This window comes from Arthrobacter sp. E1SS-5, from assembly GCF_057073715.1.
Genome location: NZ_CP172703.1, coordinates 3717563 through 3739852, shown reverse-complemented (window position 1 = coordinate 3739852; position 22290 = coordinate 3717563). Strand labels below are relative to the sequence as shown.

The window sequence follows — 22290 nt, the reverse complement described above, 5'->3', positions numbered from 1 at the left end:
GTAGTCCCGCTGTGACGGAGGGAATATGGCTGCTGGTCGTGATTGATGCGTCGGATATTTCCGACGTATGCTGGGCTGGTGCTTCCCGATGTCTTCGCCGCAGTGTCCAACCCGGCACGGCGCGTCATCCTGGACGAGCTGCGGCAAGGCCCGCGGACAGCCGGTGAACTCACCGGCCTGCTGGACCTTAGCCGCCCGGCCGCGTCCGAGCACCTTGCCGTGCTCCGCGAGGCGGGGCTGGTCCGGGAGGAGCGGCAGGGCAGGAACAGGGTGTATCACCTCCAGCCTGCCCGACTCGCCGAGATCGGTGGCTGGGTAAAGCACTTCGAGCACTACTGGAACCAGCGGCTGGATGCCCTGGCCGACCTTCTGGACAAGGAGAAACCGTCATGACCGAGAGCGCCATCAGGCTGGAACGCCGCTACCCACACCCCGTTGCCGCTGTCTGGGCCGCCCTGACCACCCCTGAACTGCTGGCCCGCTGGTGGGCGCCGGGCAACATCGCGCCCGTGGTGGGCCACCGCTTCAGCATGGACATGGACGCCTGGGGCCAGCAGCAGTGCGAGGTGCTCACCGTGGACCCGGGCACGTCCATCAGCTTCCTGTTCTCGGAGGGCCAACTGGACACCACCATCACCTGGCGCCTTGAACCCGTGGACGGCGGCACCATCCTCCACTTCGAGCACGCCGGCTTTAAACTCGACACCCCCATGGGCCGCCACGCCATCGAAGGCATGGGCAACGGCTGGCCATCCCTGCTGGCCCGCATCGACGGTCTCCTTGCCGAAGTCGGCTGACACTTCAGGCGAGCGGACGACGGCGGTTCCGGCCCGCCGTCGTCCGTTCCCCTTTGGCTCCTACGCCCCGTTTACTGCCGGACGGAGAAGGGTAACGATGGAGTATGACTGATACCGGAGACGGCGGCGCCAACGACCCCTTTGATGGCAACGATGAACTGGTGGCGGGGGCGGATCCCGATGCCACGCCCGAAGACATCGCGGAGGATGTCCGCCACGACATTCAGCTGGGCCATGTCCAGGACGACGTAAGCCACGTCCTCGAGGAGCGTTTCGAAGAGGCCGGGATCAAAGCCCGGCCGGAAGAAGTGGATGACCTGGCCGAGGAAATCGAGCGGGAAGCCTCCAGCTGACTTCTCCGTCTGTAGCAACGGCTTCAAAAGCCGGGCGGGCCTGAAACGGCGGGTAACGACCTGGGCCAGTGCGCTGGCCGTGTTGGGCGCATGGCTCCACGGAGTCATACCGGTGGTCCAGGTGGCCCGTCCAGTTACTTGCCGGGCAGCCTGGAGCGGGGAGAATAACCACATGTGCGGCAGATACGTCATGTCCAAGGCCAGCGGGGACCTCCTGAGCCACTTTGACGCCAAAGAGGTTGAAGGCAGCCTGCCACCACCCAGCTGGAACGTGGCTCCCACCGAGCCGGTGCCGATCGTCGCCGAGCGGCTGGACGAGGGCAGCATTGAACGGCACCTGCTGGTGGCGCACTGGGGCCTGGTCCCGTCCTGGGCCAAGGACATCAAGATCGGCAACAAGCTGATCAATGCCCGCAGCGAGAGCGTCCTGGAGAAGCCGGCATTCCGCAAGGCGGCTGTGAAAAGACGCGCAATTCTTCCTGCCGACGGCTACTACGAGTGGCAAAAGACGGAAGACGGCAAGAAGATCCCCAACTACCTGTACTCGGAGAAAGAACCGATGCTCGGCTTTGCCGGCCTGTACGAGTGGTGGGCTGATCCTTCAGTGCCGGAGGATGACCCGGGCCGGTGGCTCCTGAGCTGCACTGTCCTGACCACCACCGCCCAGGACGCCTTGGGCCATGTCCACGACAGGTCCCCGGTGATCATCCCCCGCGACCGCTTCGCTGAGTGGCTGGACCCGGACCTGACGGACAAGAGCGATATCCAGCACCTCCTGGACACTCTTCCCGAGGCGGTCCTGACCCCACGGGTAGTCTCCACGAGGGTAAACAGCGTGCGGAACGACGGGCCGGAACTGATCGAGCCGGCTGAGTGACGAAGCTGATGCGGACCGGCGCCTTTGACGTGCCGCGGGGTCTACGGCCAGTCGGCGCGGGTGAAGCGGATTGGGCTGCGCATGGTGAGCAGGCAGTCGGACGTCCAATCCGCCACTTTGTGCTGTACATCCAATGATTCCGGCGCGGCGACCTGCTGTGCGTCCTGGTTTGCGGCGTCTGTAAGACTCTCAACTGTGCTTTTCATTTGTCCCCCTTGGCAAAGCGTGTGTGCCAACCCTAGGCAGCGCAGAATGCCAGGGGAAGAGGGTTAATCCACCAGCGGGATAAACTGCGCAAATCTTGAGGAATGACCCAAACTCCCCGGCCAGGAGCCCCGGCCGGCTTACTTTCCCGCACGTGAGAAAACTGCGCTGAAGAAGGATGCGAGGGCGTCGGCCCTGGACTGTGCCTCCGACTGCGAAGTTGTCTGGCTGCTTGCCTCAACTGACAGCGTCCCCCTGCGCGCTCCGCATTGGACATGCCATTCACCGGTCCCGTCGGAGAGTTGATAGGCGACGGCGTAGGTTGAGTCGGCGGTGATGGTGCTGGTGAGTGCGGCAACAGAGGACCAGTCCCGGCTGCCGCCACCGAATGTTTTCTCCTGGATGCTGGTACAGCCCCGGAGATGCTCCGCGCGGGAGTCGAACGGATAAGGCGGAGCCAAGGATGAGGGCATGTTGATTACGGTGAAGTCGGTGTAGTCCATCTTGCTGGCGCTCTGGATCTGGCCCTGGCCATAGACGGAGCCGGCCAGGGCAGCGGTGTAGGACTCGTCATCAAAGGTGCAGGGGGAATCGGGCGGGGGAGCGGATGCGCCGGCGGTAAAGCCGGGAGGTGGGCCGATTATCGTCGCCTGCGGCAGGCTTACCGGGTCCCCGCCGGGACCGGTCATGCCCTTGAACAGCGCCACCATCTGGTCAGGCGTCATTGAGTTTGGCGCCGGCGGAGGTGCCGGCGTTGAGCCATTTGCGGCCTGGTCAATCAGCTCCCTGGCAAGGCCGGCCATGGCGTCCAGTGCGGGCTTGGCGTCGGCCTCCGAGTTAAGGTTTGGCACCGCAAGGCCGAGTGTGATGGACAAGGTGCCTTTAAGGACGCGCAGTCCGACGGAGCCGAAGTCCCCCGGGCCCTTCGGCTTGGGAACCTGCATGAAGGCGTGCTGCTTTTCCCCAAGCGGGGGAGCAGTGAGCAGCTGGACGCCGTACGTGGAGGCCCTCCCGGATTCGGTGTAGGTCAGGTCGAACCGGCCGCAGCGGGACTTCAGGTCATCCGTATAACCGAAGTCGGCCTTGCTGATGGCATCCTTTTCCGCGCTCCTCAGGACCACCGTGATGGTGGTGGTTGGCCCGGACTGACCGCCGGCCGGCGGCATGCCGCCCTCCGCGAAGTTGATGTCCTTGTCTGCCCATCGTCTGAAGGGGCCTTGGGGAACGAACGCGATGCAGTCGCTGGGCGTCGACTCCATCGTCGTTGAAGGAAACGACCCGCTTATCGCACCGCTGCGCAGGCGGGTGGAATCCTGGGCTGCGGGAAAGGGCAGGTTCCGGCTCTTTCCCACTCCGTTGATGATGGCTGTGAGTTCCGCGTCCGAGAACACTTTGGACGGTGCCGCCGAAGCTGGTCCGGACGGCGGCGAGGATGTCTCAGGTGCAGGAGCCTGGCTGCCGGAAGGGCTGCCGGTTGGCGCACCGCCACCGGAGGAACACCCAGCCAGAACCAGCAGGACGGCTGTCATGCAGCCGAGCCGGCGCCTGCTGCTTCTTCCGGCGGCAGCACCGCCACGCTTCGTGGCTCCACGAGCAGCCATCGCCGGCCTCCTTTGCCTGCACCAACGCTAGGCTCCGGCTCACCAAGGCAGCTAGGGCCGTAGGACCCGGCCGGGCGCAGGACCGGCAGGAACCGCAGCGCCGGGAACCATCAGCGGGACAACCTCCAACCGGGTTCCCGGCCCCGCGATTACCAGGACATGCTGCCCTGCAGTGGCCTCCAGCGCACCCACAACCTGCCGGATGACGTCCCCAGCACCAGGCGAAAGGGCGGACGACGGCGGAAGTCCGGCGCCGCCGTCGTCCGCCCTCAGCCAGGTGGTCACCTTCGCCCCGGTGGCGTCAGCGATGCCGCGCGCCAGGGCGTCCGGGTCCACGGCATCAGGGCGGTAGCCGCTGACCAGCGTGACCCGCTCGATCACCCGCTGGTGTACAGGGGCCGCCGCGGCAAGCAGCGTCCGGTCCTGCCGCCACAGCGCGAAGTGGTAGCCCGCCACGAGCCCGGCGGCCACCAGGAGGCCCAGCGGTGCACGGATGCGGTCCAGGACGCTGCCGCCGGTGACCTCGCCCAGCAGGAATTCGAAGAGCCGGTAGCCAATCACCAGCAGCGTAATGAGCGCCACCACCGCGCTGACGCCAAAAAATGCCACCAGGTACAGGCGCCGGCCGGGCGGAATCTCATCCGCGCTCCGCGGCTGATGCCGGGGCTTCCATGCCAGCCACCAGACCGGTGCCCCCACCGCCAGGGAACTGATGCCGCCCAAAAGAAGGGTCCGGGTCGCACCGCCCGCCAAGGGCGACACGGCTGCAGCCAGCAGCGCGTTGACCACCACGCCAACGCCCGACGCCGCCGCGGCAAGCGCCACCGCGGACGTCACCAGGAGGCTGGCCCGCCGCGTCCTGGTGGAGCGGTGCACTGAAGCGCTGCGGTGGTAGCGCCACACCAGCGCCCCGATGGCGGCAGCAGCGATGGCAGGAGCGAGTGGTTCAAGCAGGTTGTCCAAGGGATCGCTGCGGTCGAACGCCAGCCGCAGGAGGACAAACAGGATGACGCCCAGGCCGCCCAGGGCAGTGATGCCGGCGGCGAAAATGCCCACACCGATGATGGTGACGTCCACCAGCCCCGTCTGGAAGCGCCGGCCGCCCTCCCGGAACCAATGCCACCACCACACCACCGCGCCGCCCGCGGCCCAGACCACGGAGCGCAGGACGTCAAACCACCAGGGCTCAAAGACGGCGGTTGCCGTGAAGCCGCGAATGGCGACATCCAGCAGCGCGCTGAGCGCAGCGATCCCGGCACCGGTGCCCAGCAGCAGCCCAAAGACGGAGCCGACGACGGCGCGCACGTCCTCGAGGTGGCGCGACGCTTTGCCTGGGTGCTTCCACATCCACCGGTGCCACCACCAGATGGCTGCCCACACGATCCCATTGGCCAGCGGGGACGGCCACTGGCTCTCCCGGCTGCCTATGAAGGATGTGGCAAGATTCAGCAGCGACGTGCTGGCGATGATGAGCGAGACGGCGTACATGCCGGTCAGGTAAAGGCCCCAGCCGGGTGCCCTGCGCTCGGCCTCGTCGTCGAGCCGCCGCCACACAAACCACCAGAGCAGCAGTGCCAGCGGGCCGCCAATCAGGGTGAAGGCCAGGGACAGGGCCAGTCCGGTCACGTCGCCGGAAACCAGGGTGGTCGCCGTCCGGAAAAGGCGCTCCAGCAGCCCGCTCACACCTGAAGCCGCGATGACCACCAGGGCGAACAGCAGGACGTAGAGGATCAGCCGGCGGAGGGTTGCCAGGCCGCCCGCCGGGGCTGGGACCGCTGGTGCTGCCGGCGCCGTCATTGCTTCACCGGCGCAACGGTGCAGTCCACCAGCGGGTACGGCGGCTGGTCGATCAGCCATTTCCCGTTCACCTTGAGGAGTGAGAACGCGTCCTCCAGTTCATACTCGGAGGGGCCAAAGGGTCCGCCCTGGGACGACCGGACAATCGAAACCCGCACCGTGGCTGAATCGTCGCGTTCCGTCGTCGAAACCAGGACGACGCGGGCCGGTGCCGGCTCGCTGACGTATGCACCCCTGCAGCGGCTCATTGCACTTTCGGTGAGGTACGAGGCGGCCGTGGCGGCGTCGCCGTCGATCAATGCCTTGCTGTATCTCTGGACCACACCGGCCGGGCTTGCCTCATCAAGCGCGGCAGGCTCGCCGCGGGTGAAGACCACGGCCAGCGCCACCACCACCAGCACCACCACCACGCCCACCAAGGCGAGCAGGACCCGGTCCGGTCTTCGCGCGTCCTGATCCTTCTGCGCGGTCTGCTCCACGGCTGGGGTGTCGTCCATGGCGCCAGTATGGGGCAGGGGAAGCGGTTCCGCTCGTGTCTTTCGGCCCGCATTTAACGCGTCTAAGCAGAATCTTCAGGATAATTAGGAAAAGGGGTTGTTTCAGTAAAAATCTTCACTATAGTTGTGTGAGTCAGCTCACCCGATGAAAGACAACCGATGACCACCGAGAGTAGCACCACGGCACCGCCGGCCACCAGCGAACTGCTGGCCACGGTTGGCAACAAAGTGCGGGCCATGCGCAAGGAAAAGGGCATGACCTTGGCCAAGCTCTCGGACGTCACCGGGCTCAGCCAGGCGATCGTCAGCCAGATCGAACGCGGCATGGCCAACCCGTCCTTCACAACCCTCGCCCAGCTGGCCCATGGACTGGACATTCCCGTGGGAAGGTTCTTCATTGGCCAGGACCAGACCAAGTCACCCGTCGTCCGCAGATCCGCACGGCGGAACCTCAAAAACGTCACCCGCGAATCCGTGGGGGAGGCAGTTCACGAGCTGCTCACCCCGGACCGTGACGGCACCATCGAAGCGCAATGGATCATGACGCCCCCAGGGCACGACACCAGCGCAACACCCTTTACCCACAGCGGGGAAGAGTTCTGCTACATCATCTCGGGCCGGAAGGACGTCTACTTGGACGGCGTCTGCTACAGCCTGGAAGAGGGCGATTCCATCACCTACCCGGCAGAAACACCGCACTGGTACAAGAACAGCTACGAAGAGGTATGCGTAGCCATCTGGGTCAACGCACCCCACAAGTGGTAGGCCTGCCGGTCCCCGCCGGCGCCTGCGTTAGCCCTTAACTGTCCGGACCCAATCCGTGGCCCCGGACAATCCTTGCCACCTTCGCATCATGCGCCTCCTCCAACAGGCGCCGCTGCGTCATACCCTCCTGCGCCCTCCCCGGCGCCAGCGTAAGGACACTTCCATGCTCGATATCCAAGCGACGGACAACGCCGTACCGTCATCCCGCTCCACCACTCCGTCCCCCCGCAACCGCGACAAATTCACCCCCGAAGTCCGCAAGGGCCTCCTGGGCCTCGGCCTGGGAAACGCCCTCGAATGGTACGACTGGATGGTCTTCGGCCTCCTGTCCGCCTTCATCGGCCCCAACTTCTTCCCCAACACCGAGCCGCTTTCCGCAACGCTGAACGCGCTGGCCGTGTTCGCCGTCGGATTCGCCTTCCGTCCCCTGGGCGGCATCCTGCTCGGCACACTGGCGGACCGCATCGGCCGCCGCCGCGTGATGCTGCTGTCCATCATGCTGATGGCCGGCACCACCCTGGTCATCGCCATCACCCCCAGCTACGCCACCATCGGCGCCTGGTCCGGCATCATCCTGGTGGCCTGCCGCATCCTGCAGGGCATCTCCACCGGCATCGAAGCCCCGCTCTCCACCTCCCACGCCGTTGAACTGGCGCCGGAAGGCCGCGAAGGCTACGTGGCCGGCATCATGTCCTTCTACGTCAACATCGGCATCCTGCTCGCCTCCCTGGTCAGCTTCATCTGCAGCCTGGCAATCGGCGGCGCGGCCATGGGGGAGTGGGGCTGGCGGGTCCCGTTCATCATCGGCGCAGCCTTCGGCTTCGTGGTGCTCTACCTGCGCCGCTCGCTGCCGGAAACCCTCAAGGAAGAAGAGCGCGCCACCAATACGGCCAAAACCGTCTGGTCCGGCGTGGGCAAGCACTGGCTCTCCGTCCTGGCCATCGTCTTCGTGGTGGGCGCCGCCCAGGCCTACAACTACGCCTGGAACGTCGGCCTGCCCAGCGCGGCACGCAGCGGCTTCAAGGAAGACCCCACCGCCGTCTTCGCCCTCACCACCATCCTGGGCGTCATCCTGGTGGTGGGCAGCTGGATCATCGGCAAGCTGGCCGACGGCCGGTCCATGTCCCGCTGGTTCCTGGTGACCCGCATCCTGGCCATTCCCTCCGTGTTCCTCATGCTGCTGTACGTCCAGCCCGGCATCGGCGGGTTCGCGGCAGTCCTGCTGGGCGGCTCGATCGTCCTGGTCCTGAACATGACCCTCTACAACGTGGTCAGTTCCTCACTGATGCCCAAGAACATCCGCGGCACCGGCGTGGCCCTGGGCTACGGCATCGGCGTTGCCATCTTCGGCGGCACCGCCTCCTACCTCCTGGTCTGGCTGCAGTCCCTGAACCTCACCTGGGTCTTCCCGGTCTACGTAGCCGTCCTCTCCATCCTCAGCATCGTTTTCTACCTCGCCGCGCGCCGCTCCAACGGCATCTTCGTCGGAAAGTAAGGACTTCCCCATGAACAACACACCCAGCTTCACCGCGCCCAAAACCGGCTCCCTGGAGCTCTCCACCACCACCGCGGACCTCACCGCCCCGGTGATCTCACGCTCCAACGTCCTGGTGGTAGGCGGTGGCCCCGCCGGCGTTGCAGCCGCCGTCACCGCCGCCCGCTCCGGCGCCAAAGTGACGCTCCTGGAGCGCTACTCCTCCCTGGGCGGCCTGGCCTCCGGCGGAATGGTGCTGGTCCTGGACGACATGATCAACGGCCAGGACATCACCGTCACCGGCATCGTCTCCGAATACGTGGAACGGCTGCAGAAACTGGGCCTGGCCATCGTCCCGCCCGCCGAGGACCGCCGCACCTCGGAGGAACTGTGGAACAAGTGGGGCCGCTACGGCACCTTCGACTTCCACTCCCACACCAACCCCAAGCCCATCTGCTACGCGGCAGCGTTCGATCCCGACGGCTGGAAGCGCGTCTCCAACGACCTGGTCCGCGAGGCCGGCGTGGACCTGCGGCTGCACTCCTGGTTCTCCCGCCCCATCGTGGACAACGGTGTCATCAAGGGCGTGGTCTGCGAAACAAAGCTCGGCCCACAGGCCTTCATGGCGGACGTGGTCATCGACACCACCGGCGACATCGACGTGGCCTCCCGGGCCGGCGCCAGCTACGCCAAGGACAACTACCTCACCACCCTCGTCTTCCGCTTGGGCAACGTGGACACCGCCGCCGCCGAAGCCTTCGAACAGGCCAACCCCAAGGAAGCCCGCGCCATCAACCGCAAGATCAAGCGCCTCCTGGGCGGCGCCTGGGAGCTGTGGTGGCTCAAGACCCCCATCGACGGCGTGGTGTGGTGCAACGCCCCGCACATGACCGGCTTCGACGGCGTGGACCCCGCGGACATGACCGCCGCCGAATTTGCCGCCCGGGACAAGATCTCCGAGGCCGTGGACTACGTCCGCGCCAACCTGCCCGGCTTCGAGAAGTGCTACATGCTGGACGTCGCCTCCCAGATGGGCGTCCGCCAGACCCGCCTGCTCCAGGGCGAGTACGTCATGACCAAGGAAGACGTCACCTCCCGCCGCCACTTCCAGGACAGCGTGGCCCGCGGCCGCGACTACTACTACCCCTACCGGTCGCTGCTGCCAAAGGAAGTGGACCAGTTGCTGGTGGCCGGCCGCCACTACTCCGCCACCCCCGAGGCGCAGAAGATGTCCCGCGAGATCCCGCCCTGCATGGCCATGGGCCAGGCCGTTGGCGTCGCCGCCGCGCTCGCCGTCGAATCCGGCGTGCTGGTCCGCGACGTGGCGGCAGCGGACATCCAACTGGGCATGCGCCGGCACGGCGCGGACCCCGGCGACGTCCCGTCGTCGAACGCCACCCTGGACGCCGAAGCCGCGGTCCTGGCATGAGCGCGGCAACGGTGGAGCGGGTGGAGGAACGCACGACGGCGGCAGGCGCCACGGCGGCTGCCTCGCCGGTGCCCCTTCCGCTCGAGGGCATCCGGATCGTGGACTTCACCCAGGTGTTCATGGGCCCGTCCTGCACCCAGCTGCTGGGCGACTACGGTGCCGACATCGTCAAGGTCGAGCGGCCCGGCGCGGGCGACATTTCCCGCAACTCCTTCCCGGACCAGGACGGCCAGGACAACCCGATCTTCCTGTCCATCAACCGCAACAAGCGCAGCGTTTCGGTGGATACACGGACCGAAGAAGGCCGCGAGGTGCTGCACCGGCTCCTGGCCGACGCCGACGTGGTGGTCAGCAACTTCCGCTCCGGCGTGATGGAACGGATGGGCTTCGGCTACGAGGACCTCAAAGCGGACAACCCGGGCATCATCTGGGCCTCCGGCACCGGCTTCGGCCCCGTGGGACCGTACTCGCACAAGGGCGGCCAGGACGCGATCGCCCAGGCCTACTCCGGCGTGATGTGGCGCCGCGAATCGGACGACCAGAAGCCGGCCATCTACCCCACCACCCTCTGCGACTACATCACCGGCATGCACCTCATGCAGGGCATCCTGCTGGCGCTGCGCACGCGGCAGGCCTCCGGCGTGGGGCAAAAAGTGGAGGTGACCATGTACGACTCCATGCTGCACCTGCAGATGCAGGAGGCCTGCATGCAGCTCAACCGCGGCTACGAGGTCAACTGGGGCGCCATGCCGCTGAGCGGTGTCTTCGAAACCACCGACGGCGCCGTGTGCATGGTGGGCGGCTTCACCCCGGACCCGCTGGCCCGGATCTCCGACGCCCTGGGCCTGGACGAGGACCTGACCGAACGGCCCGGCTTCGCCACCCTTGAGCAGCAGTTCAAGAACAAGCCCGCCCTGCAGGCCATCTTCCGCGAACACTTTGCCACCAACACCACCGACTACTGGACCGGAAAGCTCGAGGAACAGGGGCTGCTCAACGCCCCCGTCCACACCCTGGAACAGGCGCTCGCCGATGCGCAGACCGAGGCGAACGGCATGATCGTGCAGGCCGAGCACCCGGGGGTGGGGACCGTGAAAATGCTCAACGCCCCCATCCGGCTTTCCGCCACCCCGCCCGTTGTTCGCCGCGTGGCACCGCGCCTCGGTGAACACAACGTGGAGGTCCTGCTGGAGAACGGCTTCGACGCGGACACCATCGCCCGGCTGCAGCAGCTGGGGGTGCTCCGGTGACGGCCGTGGCGGAGCGGGTTGACGAGGTCACCCTGACCATCGATAACCACGTGGCCATGGTGGTTATCGACCGGCAGCACGTCCTGAACGCCGTCGACGGCACCGCACAGGCCCGGCTCAACCAGATCTGGGATCAGCTGGAGCAGGACCTGTCCGTGCGGGCCGTGGTCATCACCGGTGCCGGGTCCCGGGCTTTCTGTGTGGGCGCGGACATGTCGGCATCCGCCGTGGACAAGACCGGCCTGGAATACTGGGCCGGCCTGGACCCCAACGGGTTTGGCGGCCTGAGCCTGCGCACCACCCTGGACATCCCCGTGATCGCCAAGGTCAACGGCTACGCCCTGGGCGGCGGTATGGAAATCGTCCTGGGCGCGGACATCGTGGTGGCGGCGGACAGCGCAAAGTTCGGGCTGACAGAACCCCGGGTTGGGCGGTTGGCGCTCGACGGCGGCATCCACCAGCTGGTGCGCCGTGTCCCCTACACCCAGGCGATGGGGATGCTCCTCACCGGCCGGAAGGCCGACGCCTCCGAGATGCAGGCCATGGGCCTGGTCAATGAAGTGGTTCCTGCCGAAGAACTCGACGACGCAGTGCAGCGCTGGGTGGACCAGATCCTCGCCTGCGCCCCCACCTCCGTCCGGGCGGTCAAGCAGATGGCCGCCCGGACTTCGCACCTGACGGCCGCCGAAGCGCGCGGCCTCCGGCTGCCGGCCCTCATGGCCGCCCTGGACAGCGAGGACTCCGCCGAAGGCGTCCGCGCGTTCCAGGAAAAGCGGCCGCCGGTGTGGCCGGGCCGCTGACCACACTTCCCCATCAAGAGTTTCCAACAAGAGAAGGACCACTCATGCCGCAATCCGCCGCGCCTGAAAATCGCGAATCCTTGCCCCCGGGCGTGTGGGGCGTCGTTGCCACCCCGTTCCAGGGCAGCACCTTGGACGTGGACCTGGACAGCCTCTCGGACCTCGTGGAGCGCTACGAAACCATCGGCGCCACCGGCCTCACCGTCCTGGGCGTGTTTGGCGAGGCTGCTTCCCTCACGCCGGAGGAGCGCCGGCAGGTCCTGGAAATCGCCGTCGAATGCACCAGCCTGCCGCTGGTGGTGGGGGTCACGGCCCTGGCCACGCGGCCAGCCATCGAGGAAATCCGCGCCGCGCAGGAGGCAGCCGGCCAGCGGCTCGCGGCCGTCATGGTGCAGGCCAACTCGCCAAGACCGGAGGTGGTGGCCGCCCACCTGGACGCCATCCACCGTGCCACCGGTGCCAAGGTGGTGCTCCAGGACTACCCCCTGGCCAGCGGCGTCAGCATTTCCACCGACGCCCTGATCGCGGTGGTCAAGGCCAGCCCCGCCGTCATCGCCATCAAGGCCGAGGCGCCGCCCACCAGCGTGGCCATCGCCACCCTCAGCGCAGCCACGGGCATCTCGGTGTTCGGCGGACTCGGCGGCCAAGGCCTGCTGGATGAACTCCTGGCCGGCGCGGCAGGAGCCATGACCGGCTTCTCCTACCCGGAAGCGCTCATTGCCTGCGTCCGGGCCTGGCAGCGGGAGGGCTATGCAGCCGCCGCAGCCCAGCTGGTGCCCTACCTGCCGCTCATCAACTTCGAGCAGCAGGCCAGGGTGGCCTTGGCCATCCGCAAGGAATGCCTGCGCGAACGCGGCTGGATCAAGGACTCCGGCGTCCGCGCCCCGGCGGCTGCATTCCCGGAAAACCTGCGGCATGCCATGTCCGCGCACCTCCGAGAAGCCGGCACGGCGCTGAAGCTGAACCGCACCACCCCCGTTCCGGCCGGGAGCCTCTGATGGATTTGGGTATTGCAGGACGGACAGCCCTGGTGGCGGCCTCCACTGGCGGGTTGGGACTTGCCGTGGCACGGGCACTCGCCGCCGAGGGAGCCAAAGTTGCCATCGTGGGCCGGCGTCGGGACCGTGCCGAAGAGATCGTGGCGGAGCTGCAGGCAGATTATGGGGATCTGCCAGGCTTCGCTGCCATCGCCGTCGAAGCTGACCTCACCACTGCGGGGGGAGTGGAAGCGGCCGTGACACAGACCGAGGGTGCACTGGGACCAATCGACATCCTGGTCCTCAACGGGCCAGGACCCAAGCCCGGCGCGGCCGCCACGCTCGGGTCCGAGGACATTGCCGCGGCGTTCGAAATCCTGGTCAGGCCGCACCAGGCGCTGGTGGCGCTGACCCTTCCCGGGATGCGCGAGCGGCGGTGGGGGAGGATCCTGGCCGTCGGTTCCAGCGGCGTGGCGGCGCCGCTGCCCAACCTGGCCATCTCCAACACCGGCCGCGCCGCGCTGGCCGCGTACCTCAAGACGCTGGCCGCCGAGGTGGCGCTGGACGGCGTCACCGTGAACCTGCTCCTGCCAGGCAGGATCGCCACGGACCGGGTTGCCGAACTGGACCAGGCGGCTGCCAAGCGCCGCGGAACCACACTCGAGGAGATCAAGCTCGAGTCCCGCAAAACCATCCCTGCGCGGCGGTATGGGGAACCCGCCGAATTCGGCGCCGCTGCCGCCTTCCTGTGCAGCGCACCGGCGTCGTACATCACCGGCGTGGCACTGCGGTGCGACGGCGGCCTCATCCGCAGCCTCTAGCCCCACCCACCACCTTTCGAAGGAACGCCATGACCTCCACCGCACTCGACCCCGTTACCACCACGCACACGCACCTGACCGCCCAGCACCTCATCAACGGCCAGTGGCTGGGCCAGGCCGAAACCCGGCGGATGAACCCCGCCCGGCCGGACGAGCTGGCAGCACTGTCACCCAGCGGCACCGCCCATGACGTGGACGCGGCAATCACCGCCGCCGTCGCCGCCCAGCCCGGCTGGGCCGCGCTGCCGGCACCCTCCCGCGGCGCCATCCTCCTGGCCGCAGGAAACCTGCTGATCGAACGGCAGGCCGCCATTGCCGAGGACCTGGTCCGCGAGGAAGGCAAGACCCTGGCCGAGGCCAAAGGCGAAGTGAAACGCGCCTCCGACGTCCTGCGGTTCTTCGGCTCGCTCGGCTGGGCCGCCACCGGCGAAGTGCTGCCCAGCGGCCTGCCGGATACCACCATCACCACCCGCCGCGAACCCCTGGGCGTCGTCGGCCTGATCACTCCCTGGAACTTCCCCATCGCCATCCCCGCCTGGAAGACGGCGCCGGCGCTGATCAGCGGCAACGCGGTGGTGATCAAGCCCGCCGAACTCACCCCGCTGTCCGCCACCCACCTGGCCCGTGCCCTGCAGGACGCGGGACTGCCGGCCGGCGTCTTCAACGTGGTGCACGGCAAGGGCCGCGTGGTGGGCGATGCCCTGGCCCGTGATCCGCGTATTGCCGGCATGTCCTTCACCGGGTCCACCAACGTGGGCCTGGGCCTGCAGGAGATCCTCAACGGCCGGCGCGCCCGGGTGCAGCTGGAAATGGGCGGCAAGAACGGCGTCCTGGTCCTGGACGACGCCGATCCCGGCAAGGCAGCCCAGGTGGTGGCCGCCGGCGCCTTCGGCCTCACCGGCCAGGCCTGCACCGCCACGTCCCGCGTGTACGTCACCCCCGGCATCCGGTCCGCTTTCCTGGACGCGCTGGTGGCGGAGGCTGCCAAGTACACCCCAGGTGACGGCCTGGAATCGGCGATGGGTGCCGTAGTGAGCCCGCAGCAATTCGAGCAGGACAAGGCAGCGGTGCGCGGCGCCGTCGAGCGTGGTGCCACCCTCCTGCACGGAAAGTACGACGGCGATTCCTCCGAAGCGCTGTTCTTCCCCGCCGCCGTGCTCACCGACCTGGCCACCGACGATCCGGCCGTCAACGAGGAGATCTTCGGTCCCGTGGTGGCAGTCCTGGAAGTGCCCGACTACGAGGCAGGTGTGGCCGCCATCAACGACTCCCGCTACGGCCTGACCGCCGGCATCTGCACGGATTCGCTGGCCTTGGCCACCGATTTCTCTGCCCGGGCCCAGGCAGGCGTCATCAAGGTCAACCGGCCCACCGCCGGACTGGACCTGAATGTGCCGTTCGGCGGGGTGAAGGATTCCTCCACCAATACGTTCCGCGAACAGGGCAGGTCCGCCCTGGAGTTCTTCACGTGGGGCAAGACCGTGTACACCGGTGTGTAGCCTCCATGACCTATGTGATCGCCCAGCCCTGCGTGGATGTGAAGGACAAAGCCTGCATCCAGGAATGCCCGGTGGACTGCATCTACGAGGGCGAACGCTCCCTCTACATCCATCCGTCCGAGTGCGTGGACTGCGGTGCCTGTGATCCGGTGTGCCCGGTGGAAGCCATCTACTACTCCGACGATGTGCCGGATGAGTGGGCCGACTACCTCAGGGCCAACGAGGAGTTCTTCTCCGAGCTGGGGTCACCGCAGGGGGCCTCGGCCCTGGGGAACCTGCATCGGGACCATCCGGTGATAGCAGGGGAACCCGTTACTGCCCGGTAGCTACCCCTCACTTCACCCGCCGCAATGGCCGCCAAGCCCTCCCGCTTGGCGGCCATTGCTGCGTTAAGCGCCATGTTTCGCTCTTGTTACAACGCTGTTGCTTTTACTGCAACGAGCCTTTCTAAGGCGTGCCACAACCCGATTCCTGGCACCCCCCCACTTCCGGGCGGTATATCTCGCTGATTAATCATTCAGATGCCTATTGACTGTGTTGCGCGTCACGGCCTATCTTGAAACAACCACGTTGCAAGCAATGCAACTCCAACTTTCATTGGTGGTTTCATGAGTACCCAACAAAACTCACCCCGGACGGATGCCGTTGCCGCCGACGCCAACGGTCCCATCCGGGCAGGCCAGGACGCGGACAGCGCTGTGGCCAGCAAGGATGTCCGACGCCGGGTGGTCACCGCGAGCTTCATCGGCAACTTCGTCGAGTGGTTCGATTACGCGGTGTACGGCTACCTGGCAGCGGTCATCTCCTCTGTGTTCTTCCCCGAAGCAGACCGGCAGACCGCGCTGCTGGCAACCTTCGCCGTCTTTGCCATCTCGTTCTTCGTCCGCCCCCTGGGCGGCTTCTTCTGGGGCCACATCGGCGACAAGCTGGGCCGCCGCAAAGCGTTGTCCCTCTCCATCGTCATCATGTCCGTCTCCACCTTCTGCATCGCCCTCATCCCCGGCTACAGCACCATCGGCCTCCTGGCGCCGGTCCTGCTGCTCCTGGTCCGCGTGGTCCAGGGCTTCTCGGCCGCAGGGGAGTACGCCGGGGCATCGGCCTTCCTGGTGGAATACGCACCGGCCCACCGCCGCGGACTCTACGCCGCCGTCGTCCCCGCCAGCACCGCGGCCGGCCTGCTCCTGGGCTCACTGATCGCAGCACTCCTCAGCTCGGTGCTCAGCACCGGCCAGCTGCACGAATGGGGCTGGCGGCTGCCGTTCCTGCTGGCGGCTCCCATGGGCCTGATCGGACGCTACATCCGCACCAAGCTTGAGGACACCCCGGCCTTCCGCGCCCTGGCCGACCAGGAAGAATCCGCTCCCAAGGCGCCGGCGCTGGACATGTTCCGGACCTACCGCAAGCAGCTCATCATCGCCTGCGGCGCGGTGCTGCTCAACGCCGTCGGCTTCTACGTCATCCTCAGCTACATGCCCACCTACCTCTCCGAGGAACTGGGCTTTGGACCCACCGAGTCCTTCCTTGCCACCACCATCGCCCTGGCCAGCTACATCGGCTTCATCTTCCTGACCGGCATCGCGTCGGACCGCTTCGGGCGCAAGCGCATGCTGATCACGGCGTCCGTGCTGTTCATGCTGCTGACCGTTCCCGCCTTCATGCTGCTGGACACCGGCAACTTCCTGGTGATCGTCCTGGTCCAGATCCTGCTGGGCGGCATGCTCACCCTGAACGACGGAACCCTGCCCAGCTTCCTGGCAGAACTGTTCCCCACCAAGGTCCGCTACAGCGGCTTCGCCGTCAGCTTCAACCTCTCCAACGCGCTCTTCGGCGGCACCGCACCGTTCATGGCCACCCTGCTGATCGGCATGACCCAGAGCAAGCTGGCCCCCGGCTGGTATCTCGTGGCCGCGTCCGCCGTGTCCCTGATGGCCGTGCTGTTCGCAGCCGAAACCTCGCGGAAGCCACTCAAGCACCTCTGACCAAGAGGCCTCCACGCCAACCCGGCGACCAAGACCAACCCTCATTACGCAAACCAACACCGGCTGCACAAACAGCAGCCGGCACCCATTAGAAAGGCACACCTTCGTGACTATCACCGCTGACAACGCGTCCTCCATCGCCGAACTCGAGCGCCTCAAGGTCCTGCACATCGGCTCCAAGGGCAAGCTCACGTTCTCCGACGCGGAGTTCGAGCGCCGCCTTGGCGGCCTGCGCAAGATCATGGCCGCCAAGGAACTCGACGCCGTCATCCTCACCAGCTACCACGGCATCAAGTACTACTCCGATTTCCTGTACACCACGTTCGGCCGCAACTACGCCCTGGTGGTCACCGCAGACGACTCGGTCACCGTCACTGCCAACATCGACGCCGGCATGCCGTGGCGCACCTCCTACGGCGAGAACATCGTCTACACCGACTGGCGCCGCGACAACTTCTACTTCGGCCTGCAGGAGGCCCTGCGCCAGCGCGGCGTCAAAGCCAACCGGATCGGCGTCGAGGATGACTTCCTCCCCGGCCTGACCCGCGAGAAGATCTCCGCCGCCTTCCCGGGCGCCCAGCTCCTGGATGTGTCCCAGGACGCCATGCGCCAGCGCATGATCAAGTCCGCCGAGGAAATCGAGGTCATCAAGCACGGCGCCCGCATCGGCGACCTGGGCGGCGAGGCCATCCGCAACGCCATCCGCGAAGGGATCAGCGAGTACGAGGTTGCCCTGATCGGCACCGAAGCGATGGTGCACGAGATCGCCCGGACGTTCCCGCACCGCGAAGTCCGCGACACCTGGGTGTGGTTCCAGTCCGGCATCAACACCGACGGCGCCCACAACTGGGCCACCACCCGCAAGCTGCAGCAGGGCGACATCCTCTCGCTCAACTGCTTCCCCATGACCTCCGGCTACTACACCGCACTGGAGCGCACCCTCTTCCTGGGCCAGCCGGACGAGCGGTCGCTGGAACTGTGGAACATCAACGTCGAGGTACACAAGCGGGGCCTGGAACTCATCAAGCCCGGCGCGGTCTGCAAGGACATCGCCGCCGAGCTTAACGAGATCTACATCAGCCACGGCCTGCTGGCCAACCGCACCTTCGGCTACGGCCACTCCTTCGGCGTCCTCAGCCACTACTACGGCCGCGAAGCAGGCCTGGAGCTGCGCGAGGACATCGACACCGTCCTGGAACCCGGAATGGTGGTCTCCATGGAACCGATGATCACGGTTGCGGACGGCCTGCCCGGCGCCGGCGGCTACCGCGAGCACGACATCCTGGTCATCGGCGAGGACAACTCGGTGGAGAACATCACCAAGTTCCCGTTCGGCCCCGAGCACAACATCATCGAGGCATAGGTAACTGAACAGCCAGGGCGGCGCCGTGGATTGAGCACTTCAGACCACGGCGCCGCTTTCGGCGTCTCCCGCCCACGATAGGGAAAGATGGTGTCCACCATGACTCCTGCAAAGACCCCCGACAGCAACGGATCCGGCACCAACGGCGGGCCGGACGCCAAGGGCGCCTCCGTCGTCGTCAATGCCATCGCCGTCCTGCGCACCTTCACCGCGGACGAGCCGCTGCTGGGCGTCACCGAAATAGCCAACCGCGTGGGCATGCACAAGAGCAGCGTCTCCCGGATCCTGGCCACGTTCGAGCAGGAAAACCTGGTGGAGCGGGACCCGGAAACCAAGCGCTTCCGGCTGGGCCTGGGGCTCATCGCCGTCGCCGGGCCGCTGCTGGCGGAGATGGAGGAACGCCGCGTGGCCTACCCTGTGCTGCGGCAATTGACCGAGCAGACCGGGGAAACCAGTGCGCTCATGTTGTGGAACGGCGACGAAGCCATCTGCGTGGAGCAGATTGCCAGCCACCACCAGATCAAGCACACCACCCCGCTGGGCGCCCGCTACCGGGACGCCATGAGCGCGTCCGTCCAGGTCTTCCTGTCCACCCTGCCGGCGGAGCGGGTGCGGGAGCTGCTGCGCAGCGGGACCATCACCTTTCCGGGACTGGACGACGACGGCCTGGCGGCTTACGAAACAAGGCTCCGGGACGTGGCGCAGCGGGGATGGGCGGGCAACTACGGCGAATCGTCCATGGACGAGGTGGGCGTGGCCGCCCCCGTCCACGACCACCGCGGTGACGTGGTGGCCGCCGTCCTCATTCCGGCGCCCAGGTTCCGGGTGTCCAAGGAGCAGTTCGAGAGCCTGGGCGAGGCCTGCGTTGCGGCGGCCGCCAAGGTAACCACGCGCCTGGGCGGCCGGCCGGGTAGCTGACGCCGCCAGGTCTGTACAATCAAGAGCGGCCCGCGGGAAACTGGCGCCATGCGCAAACTGGCCTTCGGCATGAACGTGAGTCTGGACGGCTACATCGCAGCGCCTGGCGACGACATCGGCTGGAGTACACCGAGTGACGAGCTGTTCCAATGGTGGTCCGACCGGGTGGCGGCGACCGGCCTGTCACTGTATGGGCGCAAGCTGTGGGAGACCATGAGCTCCCACTGGCCCACCGCCGACCAGCAGCCTGGCGCCACGCCGGCGCAGGTGGAATTCGCCCATCGCTGGCGGGACATGCCGAAGGTGGTTTTCTCCTCGACGATCAGCACGGTGGACTGGAATACCCGTTTGGTCGCCGGAGACGCGGTCACGGAGATCACCCGGCTTAAGGCCGGCGACGGCGGCCCCATGGACATCAGTGGTGCCACACTCGCCGCGGCGGCCATGCGGGCCGGGCTGATCGACGAGTATGCGATGGTCACCCACCCGGTCCTGGTGGGCGGCGGCACACCGTTCTTCACAGCCCTGGACAATTGGGTGAACCTAAGACTGGTGGAGACGGTGACGTTTCCGGGCGGTGTGCTCCTTGCCAGGTATGAGACCAGGCGCTGAGCCGACCCTACCTCCTCCCTGCACTTAGGCCCCAGGGGAGTTCGGTGGACCGCTGAGATTGGCGGTCCCATACGCCGCCTTGGTGGCATAGTCGTAGATCAGCACACTTCGGACCGGCTCGCGAATGGCGGCCCACGTTCCGGAGTCCATCACGAAGCGTTGGGTGGCACCGGCGCGAAACGGCCCGATCTCGATCATCCTTGTCGATGACAATGCGGGCCGGCCGTCGGCACCTGGAGCAAGGGTCCCGGGACTGAGCATGACCCGAAGATCTTTGCCTGGGTGGACCGCCATGTTTTCGAGCCGCAGAACTGCGCCTGCCTCGTTCACCTCGATGGTTGCCATGCCTGTTGTGGCGGCAGCTTGGGACTGGAATTCGCCCTCTAACCTGACGGGCGCAGCCGGAGGAGTACTGGGAGCCGGAGAGGATTCGACTGGGCGGGGCTCTTGCTCCTGCCCCGGATCTACGTAAGTGCAGGCGGTGAGCAAGGATGCAAGGATTCCTGCGAGCAGCCAGATCCGGATCAGTTTCATCATTCCCCCAATGATTCGTCTCCCAGGCACCCTACCGGACGCGGGCGCGATTCTCGTGAGGACCGATCAAAGGCAGATGCTCAGGGCAGGCACGCCATCCTGGCCGCGAGGTGGAGCGCCGCCAGCCGGCCGGTGCCGCGGGGATCACCGCCGCAGAGTTCGAAAATGCGCTGCAGCCGGTGGTGCATCGACTGCCGTTCCAGGTGCAGTTCGCGGGCAGACTGGGCGGTGTTGCACCCGGAGTCCAGCCACACCTGCAGGGTCTCCAAAAGCTGGGACTGCCGCTGCTCGTCATGCGCCAGCACTGCCCGCAGCTGCCGGGTGACGAAGGCTTCGCGTGCGGAGGCGTCCAGGCAAGTCAGGGCGAGGCTCTCGACAGCGGTGTCCTGGGCGTCAACCACCACCAGGGCGCGGGCCGTAGGCCGCCGGCGCGGCGAGGCAGTGCGGCGCCGGATCTGCCGCACGTCCAGCGCCCGCCGCGCCTCCGCCAGTGACCAGGCCGCCTCCGCAACGCGCGCTACCGGTGGTCCCACCGCGATCACGGCATCATGGTCACCCTCCAGTCCCCGCAGGGATTCCAGAAGCCGCCGACGCTCACCCGGGGGCTCGGTGCAGGGCAAGCCGATCATCACCACCAGCTCGGCGTCATCCAGATACGCGGCGCAGGGGATGCGGCGCGAACTCAGGAAGTTTTCGACGGCGCCCCGCAGCTCCTGCGGTGCCGCGGCATGGATGGCGGCCACCACGGCCGGGGAGTCCGTGGGGAAGCCGGCGCCGGGAGCGAGCTGCTCGAGGCGCCACTCCGGAGCCGAGTTCAAAACGGCCCGCATGAGCTCAGCACCCGCCAGGGCATGCAGCCCGGGAGGTGTGTGCTGCAGCAGCGCAAGGCCCAGGATGTCCACGGCGCGTTCTCCGGCCACCTGCGCCAGCGCCGTGTCAGCGGACGGCGGCACCAGCACCTCCAGCCGGCCCATGAGGACGCCGCGCACGGGGATGTCCACGTTGATCACGCGTCCAGCGGTTGCCCCACTGAAGTTGGCGTGCCCGGCCGGCCCGGAGCCGCCGTCGTCCGCTGCTTCTTGCTTGATTGCTCCTTCCTGCGGCGCCCCGGTCCCGCCCTCCGCCCCGACCTCGCTGCTCCATCCCTCCGGCACTGCGCTGCCCATGGTGACGCCCCACGGGGAGGTGAGCTTCACGGCGGAACCGGTGATGCCCGCCAGCACCGAAAGGATCTTGTCCAGCGAGGCGCCGTGGGCCAGTTCGGCCGCCATGGCGCGGGTGGCGGCATCGGCCTGCTGCAGGTGCCCCACCGACTCGCTCACCAGCATGGAGTTGATGGCCTGCATGACGCCCACGAACGGCACCACCTTGCGCAACTCCACCACGGGAAGGCCGTACTCCTCGGCCTTGTTCAGCATGTCGGCTGGAATCTCCGGCAGCGCCCCGCCGGTCTCGATGGCCAGCGCGGCAATGCCGCGCTGCGCGAGCTCCCGCACATACTCCTCGCGTTTGGCGGGCGAGGCCGTGGCAAGGGTGATGCCACCGCAGAGCAGCAGCTCGCCGCCGCGGAGCAGGGGAGCGATGTCCAGCACCTCGCTGGAGTGGACCCAGCGGACGGGCTGGGCGTCCGCCGCCACACCAAGGGGATGCACAACGGGGTCTGCGGCGGCGAGGGCGGGGTGGGCGAGTATTTCGCCAAGAAACACTGACACGACATTCCGTAACGTGGTAGGAGATTCTGCT

At 67.0% G+C, this 22290-nt stretch carries 23 protein-coding genes; 17 read left to right on the top strand and 6 right to left on the bottom strand.

The annotated features are described in order from the left end of the window. Positions 1–78: 78 nt before the first annotated feature. From ACIGJD_RS17525 to ACIGJD_RS17510, 4 genes are all read left to right on the top strand, one after another. Positions 79–393 carry an ArsR/SmtB family transcription factor gene (locus ACIGJD_RS17525; RefSeq protein ID WP_483687281.1) on the top strand — a complete coding sequence of 105 codons (315 nt, stop codon included), beginning with the start codon at positions 79–81 and terminating at the stop codon, positions 391–393. Further along, positions 390–797, top strand: a complete 408-nt coding sequence (locus tag ACIGJD_RS17520) for an SRPBCC family protein (RefSeq protein ID WP_483687280.1) — start codon at positions 390–392, stop codon at positions 795–797. The genes ACIGJD_RS17525 and ACIGJD_RS17520 overlap by 4 nt, the downstream gene beginning before the upstream one ends. Before the next feature lie 104 nt (positions 798–901). Further along, on the top strand, positions 902–1150 hold the full coding sequence (locus ACIGJD_RS17515; protein ID WP_483687279.1) for a hypothetical protein: 249 nt from the start codon (positions 902–904) through the stop codon (positions 1148–1150). 190 nt (positions 1151–1340) lie between these two features. Beyond that, positions 1341–2027: an SOS response-associated peptidase gene (locus ACIGJD_RS17510; protein WP_483689533.1), complete on the top strand. Its 687-nt coding sequence runs from the start codon at positions 1341–1343 to the stop codon at positions 2025–2027. A gap of 41 nt (positions 2028–2068) precedes the next feature. Here the strand turns inward: ACIGJD_RS17510 and ACIGJD_RS17505 are convergent, their stop codons facing one another. The 4 genes from ACIGJD_RS17505 to ACIGJD_RS17490 form a co-directional block, all read right to left on the bottom strand. After that, positions 2069–2233 carry a hypothetical protein gene (locus tag ACIGJD_RS17505; protein WP_483687278.1) on the bottom strand — a complete coding sequence of 55 codons (165 nt, stop codon included), beginning with the start codon at positions 2231–2233 and terminating at the stop codon, positions 2069–2071. 138 nt (positions 2234–2371) lie between these two features. Beyond that, on the bottom strand, positions 2372–3832 hold the full coding sequence (locus tag ACIGJD_RS17500) for a hypothetical protein (RefSeq protein WP_483687277.1): 1461 nt from the start codon (positions 3830–3832) through the stop codon (positions 2372–2374). 51 nt (positions 3833–3883) lie between these two features. Beyond that, the gene (locus ACIGJD_RS17495; protein ID WP_483689532.1) at positions 3884–5629 is read right to left on the bottom strand and encodes a DUF5671 domain-containing protein; all 1746 of its coding nucleotides are present in this window, start codon (positions 5627–5629) and stop codon (positions 3884–3886) included. Beyond that, the gene (locus ACIGJD_RS17490) at positions 5626–6126 is read right to left on the bottom strand and encodes an LpqB family beta-propeller domain-containing protein (protein WP_483687276.1); all 501 of its coding nucleotides are present in this window, start codon (positions 6124–6126) and stop codon (positions 5626–5628) included. The genes ACIGJD_RS17495 and ACIGJD_RS17490 overlap by 4 nt, the downstream gene beginning before the upstream one ends. Before the next feature lie 159 nt (positions 6127–6285). On the opposite strand from ACIGJD_RS17490, the gene ACIGJD_RS17485 reads away from it, so the two are divergent. The 13 genes from ACIGJD_RS17485 to ACIGJD_RS17425 all read left to right on the top strand — a co-directional run bounded on the left by ACIGJD_RS17485 (position 6286) and on the right by ACIGJD_RS17425 (position 20013). Further along, positions 6286–6891, top strand: coding sequence for a helix-turn-helix domain-containing protein (locus ACIGJD_RS17485; RefSeq protein WP_236799710.1), 606 nt, complete (start codon positions 6286–6288; stop codon positions 6889–6891). Positions 6892–7054: 163 nt separating this feature from the next. Beyond that, positions 7055–8386 carry an MFS transporter gene (locus ACIGJD_RS17480; protein ID WP_483687275.1) on the top strand — a complete coding sequence of 444 codons (1332 nt, stop codon included), beginning with the start codon at positions 7055–7057 and terminating at the stop codon, positions 8384–8386. Positions 8387–8396: 10 nt separating this feature from the next. Further along, positions 8397–9794: an FAD-dependent oxidoreductase gene (locus ACIGJD_RS17475; protein ID WP_483687274.1), complete on the top strand. Its 1398-nt coding sequence runs from the start codon at positions 8397–8399 to the stop codon at positions 9792–9794. Continuing rightward, complete coding sequence (locus tag ACIGJD_RS17470; protein ID WP_483687273.1) at positions 9791–11044, top strand: CaiB/BaiF CoA transferase family protein; 1254 nt, start codon at positions 9791–9793, stop codon at positions 11042–11044. The genes ACIGJD_RS17475 and ACIGJD_RS17470 overlap by 4 nt, the downstream gene beginning before the upstream one ends. Positions 11045–11100: 56 nt before the next feature. Then, positions 11101–11844, top strand: coding sequence for an enoyl-CoA hydratase-related protein (locus ACIGJD_RS17465; protein WP_483689531.1), 744 nt, complete (start codon positions 11101–11103; stop codon positions 11842–11844). 44 nt (positions 11845–11888) lie between these two features. Further along, positions 11889–12842, top strand: a complete 954-nt coding sequence (locus ACIGJD_RS17460) for a dihydrodipicolinate synthase family protein (protein WP_483687272.1) — start codon at positions 11889–11891, stop codon at positions 12840–12842. Then, positions 12842–13642, top strand: coding sequence for an SDR family oxidoreductase (locus ACIGJD_RS17455; RefSeq protein ID WP_483687271.1), 801 nt, complete (start codon positions 12842–12844; stop codon positions 13640–13642). The genes ACIGJD_RS17460 and ACIGJD_RS17455 overlap by 1 nt, the downstream gene beginning before the upstream one ends. 29 nt (positions 13643–13671) lie before the next feature. Next, positions 13672–15141: an aldehyde dehydrogenase family protein gene (locus ACIGJD_RS17450; RefSeq protein WP_483687270.1), complete on the top strand. Its 1470-nt coding sequence runs from the start codon at positions 13672–13674 to the stop codon at positions 15139–15141. Positions 15142–15146: 5 nt separating this feature from the next. Continuing rightward, entirely contained in the window at positions 15147–15467 is a 321-nt protein-coding gene (gene fdxA, locus ACIGJD_RS17445; RefSeq protein WP_483687269.1) for a ferredoxin, read from the top strand. A 282-nt stretch (positions 15468–15749) separates the two neighbouring features. Next, a complete protein-coding gene (locus ACIGJD_RS17440) occupies positions 15750–17120 on the top strand; it encodes an MFS transporter (protein ID WP_483687268.1) in 1371 nt (456 codons plus the stop codon). 106 nt (positions 17121–17226) lie between these two features. Further along, positions 17227–18483 (top strand): aminopeptidase P family protein, encoded by a 1257-nt coding sequence (locus tag ACIGJD_RS17435; RefSeq protein ID WP_483687267.1) that lies wholly within the window; start codon positions 17227–17229, stop codon positions 18481–18483. Between the two features lie 87 nt (positions 18484–18570). Beyond that, complete coding sequence (locus ACIGJD_RS17430) at positions 18571–19401, top strand: IclR family transcriptional regulator (protein WP_483687266.1); 831 nt, start codon at positions 18571–18573, stop codon at positions 19399–19401. Positions 19402–19449: 48 nt separating this feature from the next. Continuing rightward, complete coding sequence (locus ACIGJD_RS17425) at positions 19450–20013, top strand: dihydrofolate reductase family protein (protein ID WP_483687265.1); 564 nt, start codon at positions 19450–19452, stop codon at positions 20011–20013. Positions 20014–20037: 24 nt separating this feature from the next. On the opposite strand, the gene ACIGJD_RS17420 is transcribed toward ACIGJD_RS17425, so the two are convergent. Then, entirely contained in the window at positions 20038–20358 is a 321-nt protein-coding gene (locus tag ACIGJD_RS17420) for a DM13 domain-containing protein (protein WP_483687264.1), read from the bottom strand. Between the two features lie 269 nt (positions 20359–20627). After that, on the bottom strand, positions 20628–22259 hold the full coding sequence (locus ACIGJD_RS17415) for a PucR family transcriptional regulator (protein WP_483687263.1): 1632 nt from the start codon (positions 22257–22259) through the stop codon (positions 20628–20630). Positions 22260–22290 lie beyond the last annotated feature (31 nt).

Bases quoted from the DNA above. Each gene is read 5' to 3' on its own strand.
- ACIGJD_RS17465 (WP_483689531.1), top strand. From the start codon at position 11,101: ATGGTGGTTATCGACCGGCAGCACGTCCTGAACGCCGTCGACGGCACC.
- ACIGJD_RS17505 (WP_483687278.1), bottom strand. From the start codon at position 2,233: ATGAAAAGCACAGTTGAGAGTCTTACAGACGCCGCAAACCAGGACGCA.
- fdxA (WP_483687269.1), top strand. From the start codon at position 15,147: ATGACCTATGTGATCGCCCAGCCCTGCGTGGATGTGAAGGACAAAGCC.
- ACIGJD_RS17475 (WP_483687274.1), top strand. From the start codon at position 8,397: ATGAACAACACACCCAGCTTCACCGCGCCCAAAACCGGCTCCCTGGAG.
- ACIGJD_RS17495 (WP_483689532.1), bottom strand. From the start codon at position 5,629: ATGACGGCGCCGGCAGCACCAGCGGTCCCAGCCCCGGCGGGCGGCCTG.
- ACIGJD_RS17510 (WP_483689533.1), top strand. From the start codon at position 1,341: ATGTCCAAGGCCAGCGGGGACCTCCTGAGCCACTTTGACGCCAAAGAG.
- ACIGJD_RS17500 (WP_483687277.1), bottom strand. From the start codon at position 3,832: ATGGCTGCTCGTGGAGCCACGAAGCGTGGCGGTGCTGCCGCCGGAAGA.
- ACIGJD_RS17430 (WP_483687266.1), top strand. From the start codon at position 18,571: ATGGTGTCCACCATGACTCCTGCAAAGACCCCCGACAGCAACGGATCC.
- ACIGJD_RS17480 (WP_483687275.1), top strand. From the start codon at position 7,055: ATGCTCGATATCCAAGCGACGGACAACGCCGTACCGTCATCCCGCTCC.
- ACIGJD_RS17425 (WP_483687265.1), top strand. From the start codon at position 19,450: ATGCGCAAACTGGCCTTCGGCATGAACGTGAGTCTGGACGGCTACATC.
- ACIGJD_RS17420 (WP_483687264.1), bottom strand. From the start codon at position 20,358: ATGGCAACCATCGAGGTGAACGAGGCAGGCGCAGTTCTGCGGCTCGAA.
- ACIGJD_RS17485 (WP_236799710.1), top strand. From the start codon at position 6,286: ATGACCACCGAGAGTAGCACCACGGCACCGCCGGCCACCAGCGAACTG.
- ACIGJD_RS17520 (WP_483687280.1), top strand. From the start codon at position 390: ATGACCGAGAGCGCCATCAGGCTGGAACGCCGCTACCCACACCCCGTT.
- ACIGJD_RS17515 (WP_483687279.1), top strand. From the start codon at position 902: ATGACTGATACCGGAGACGGCGGCGCCAACGACCCCTTTGATGGCAAC.
- ACIGJD_RS17450 (WP_483687270.1), top strand. From the start codon at position 13,672: ATGACCTCCACCGCACTCGACCCCGTTACCACCACGCACACGCACCTG.
- ACIGJD_RS17440 (WP_483687268.1), top strand. From the start codon at position 15,750: ATGAGTACCCAACAAAACTCACCCCGGACGGATGCCGTTGCCGCCGAC.
- ACIGJD_RS17460 (WP_483687272.1), top strand. From the start codon at position 11,889: ATGCCGCAATCCGCCGCGCCTGAAAATCGCGAATCCTTGCCCCCGGGC.
- ACIGJD_RS17490 (WP_483687276.1), bottom strand. From the start codon at position 6,126: ATGGACGACACCCCAGCCGTGGAGCAGACCGCGCAGAAGGATCAGGAC.
- ACIGJD_RS17470 (WP_483687273.1), top strand. From the start codon at position 9,791: ATGAGCGCGGCAACGGTGGAGCGGGTGGAGGAACGCACGACGGCGGCA.
- ACIGJD_RS17455 (WP_483687271.1), top strand. From the start codon at position 12,842: ATGGATTTGGGTATTGCAGGACGGACAGCCCTGGTGGCGGCCTCCACT.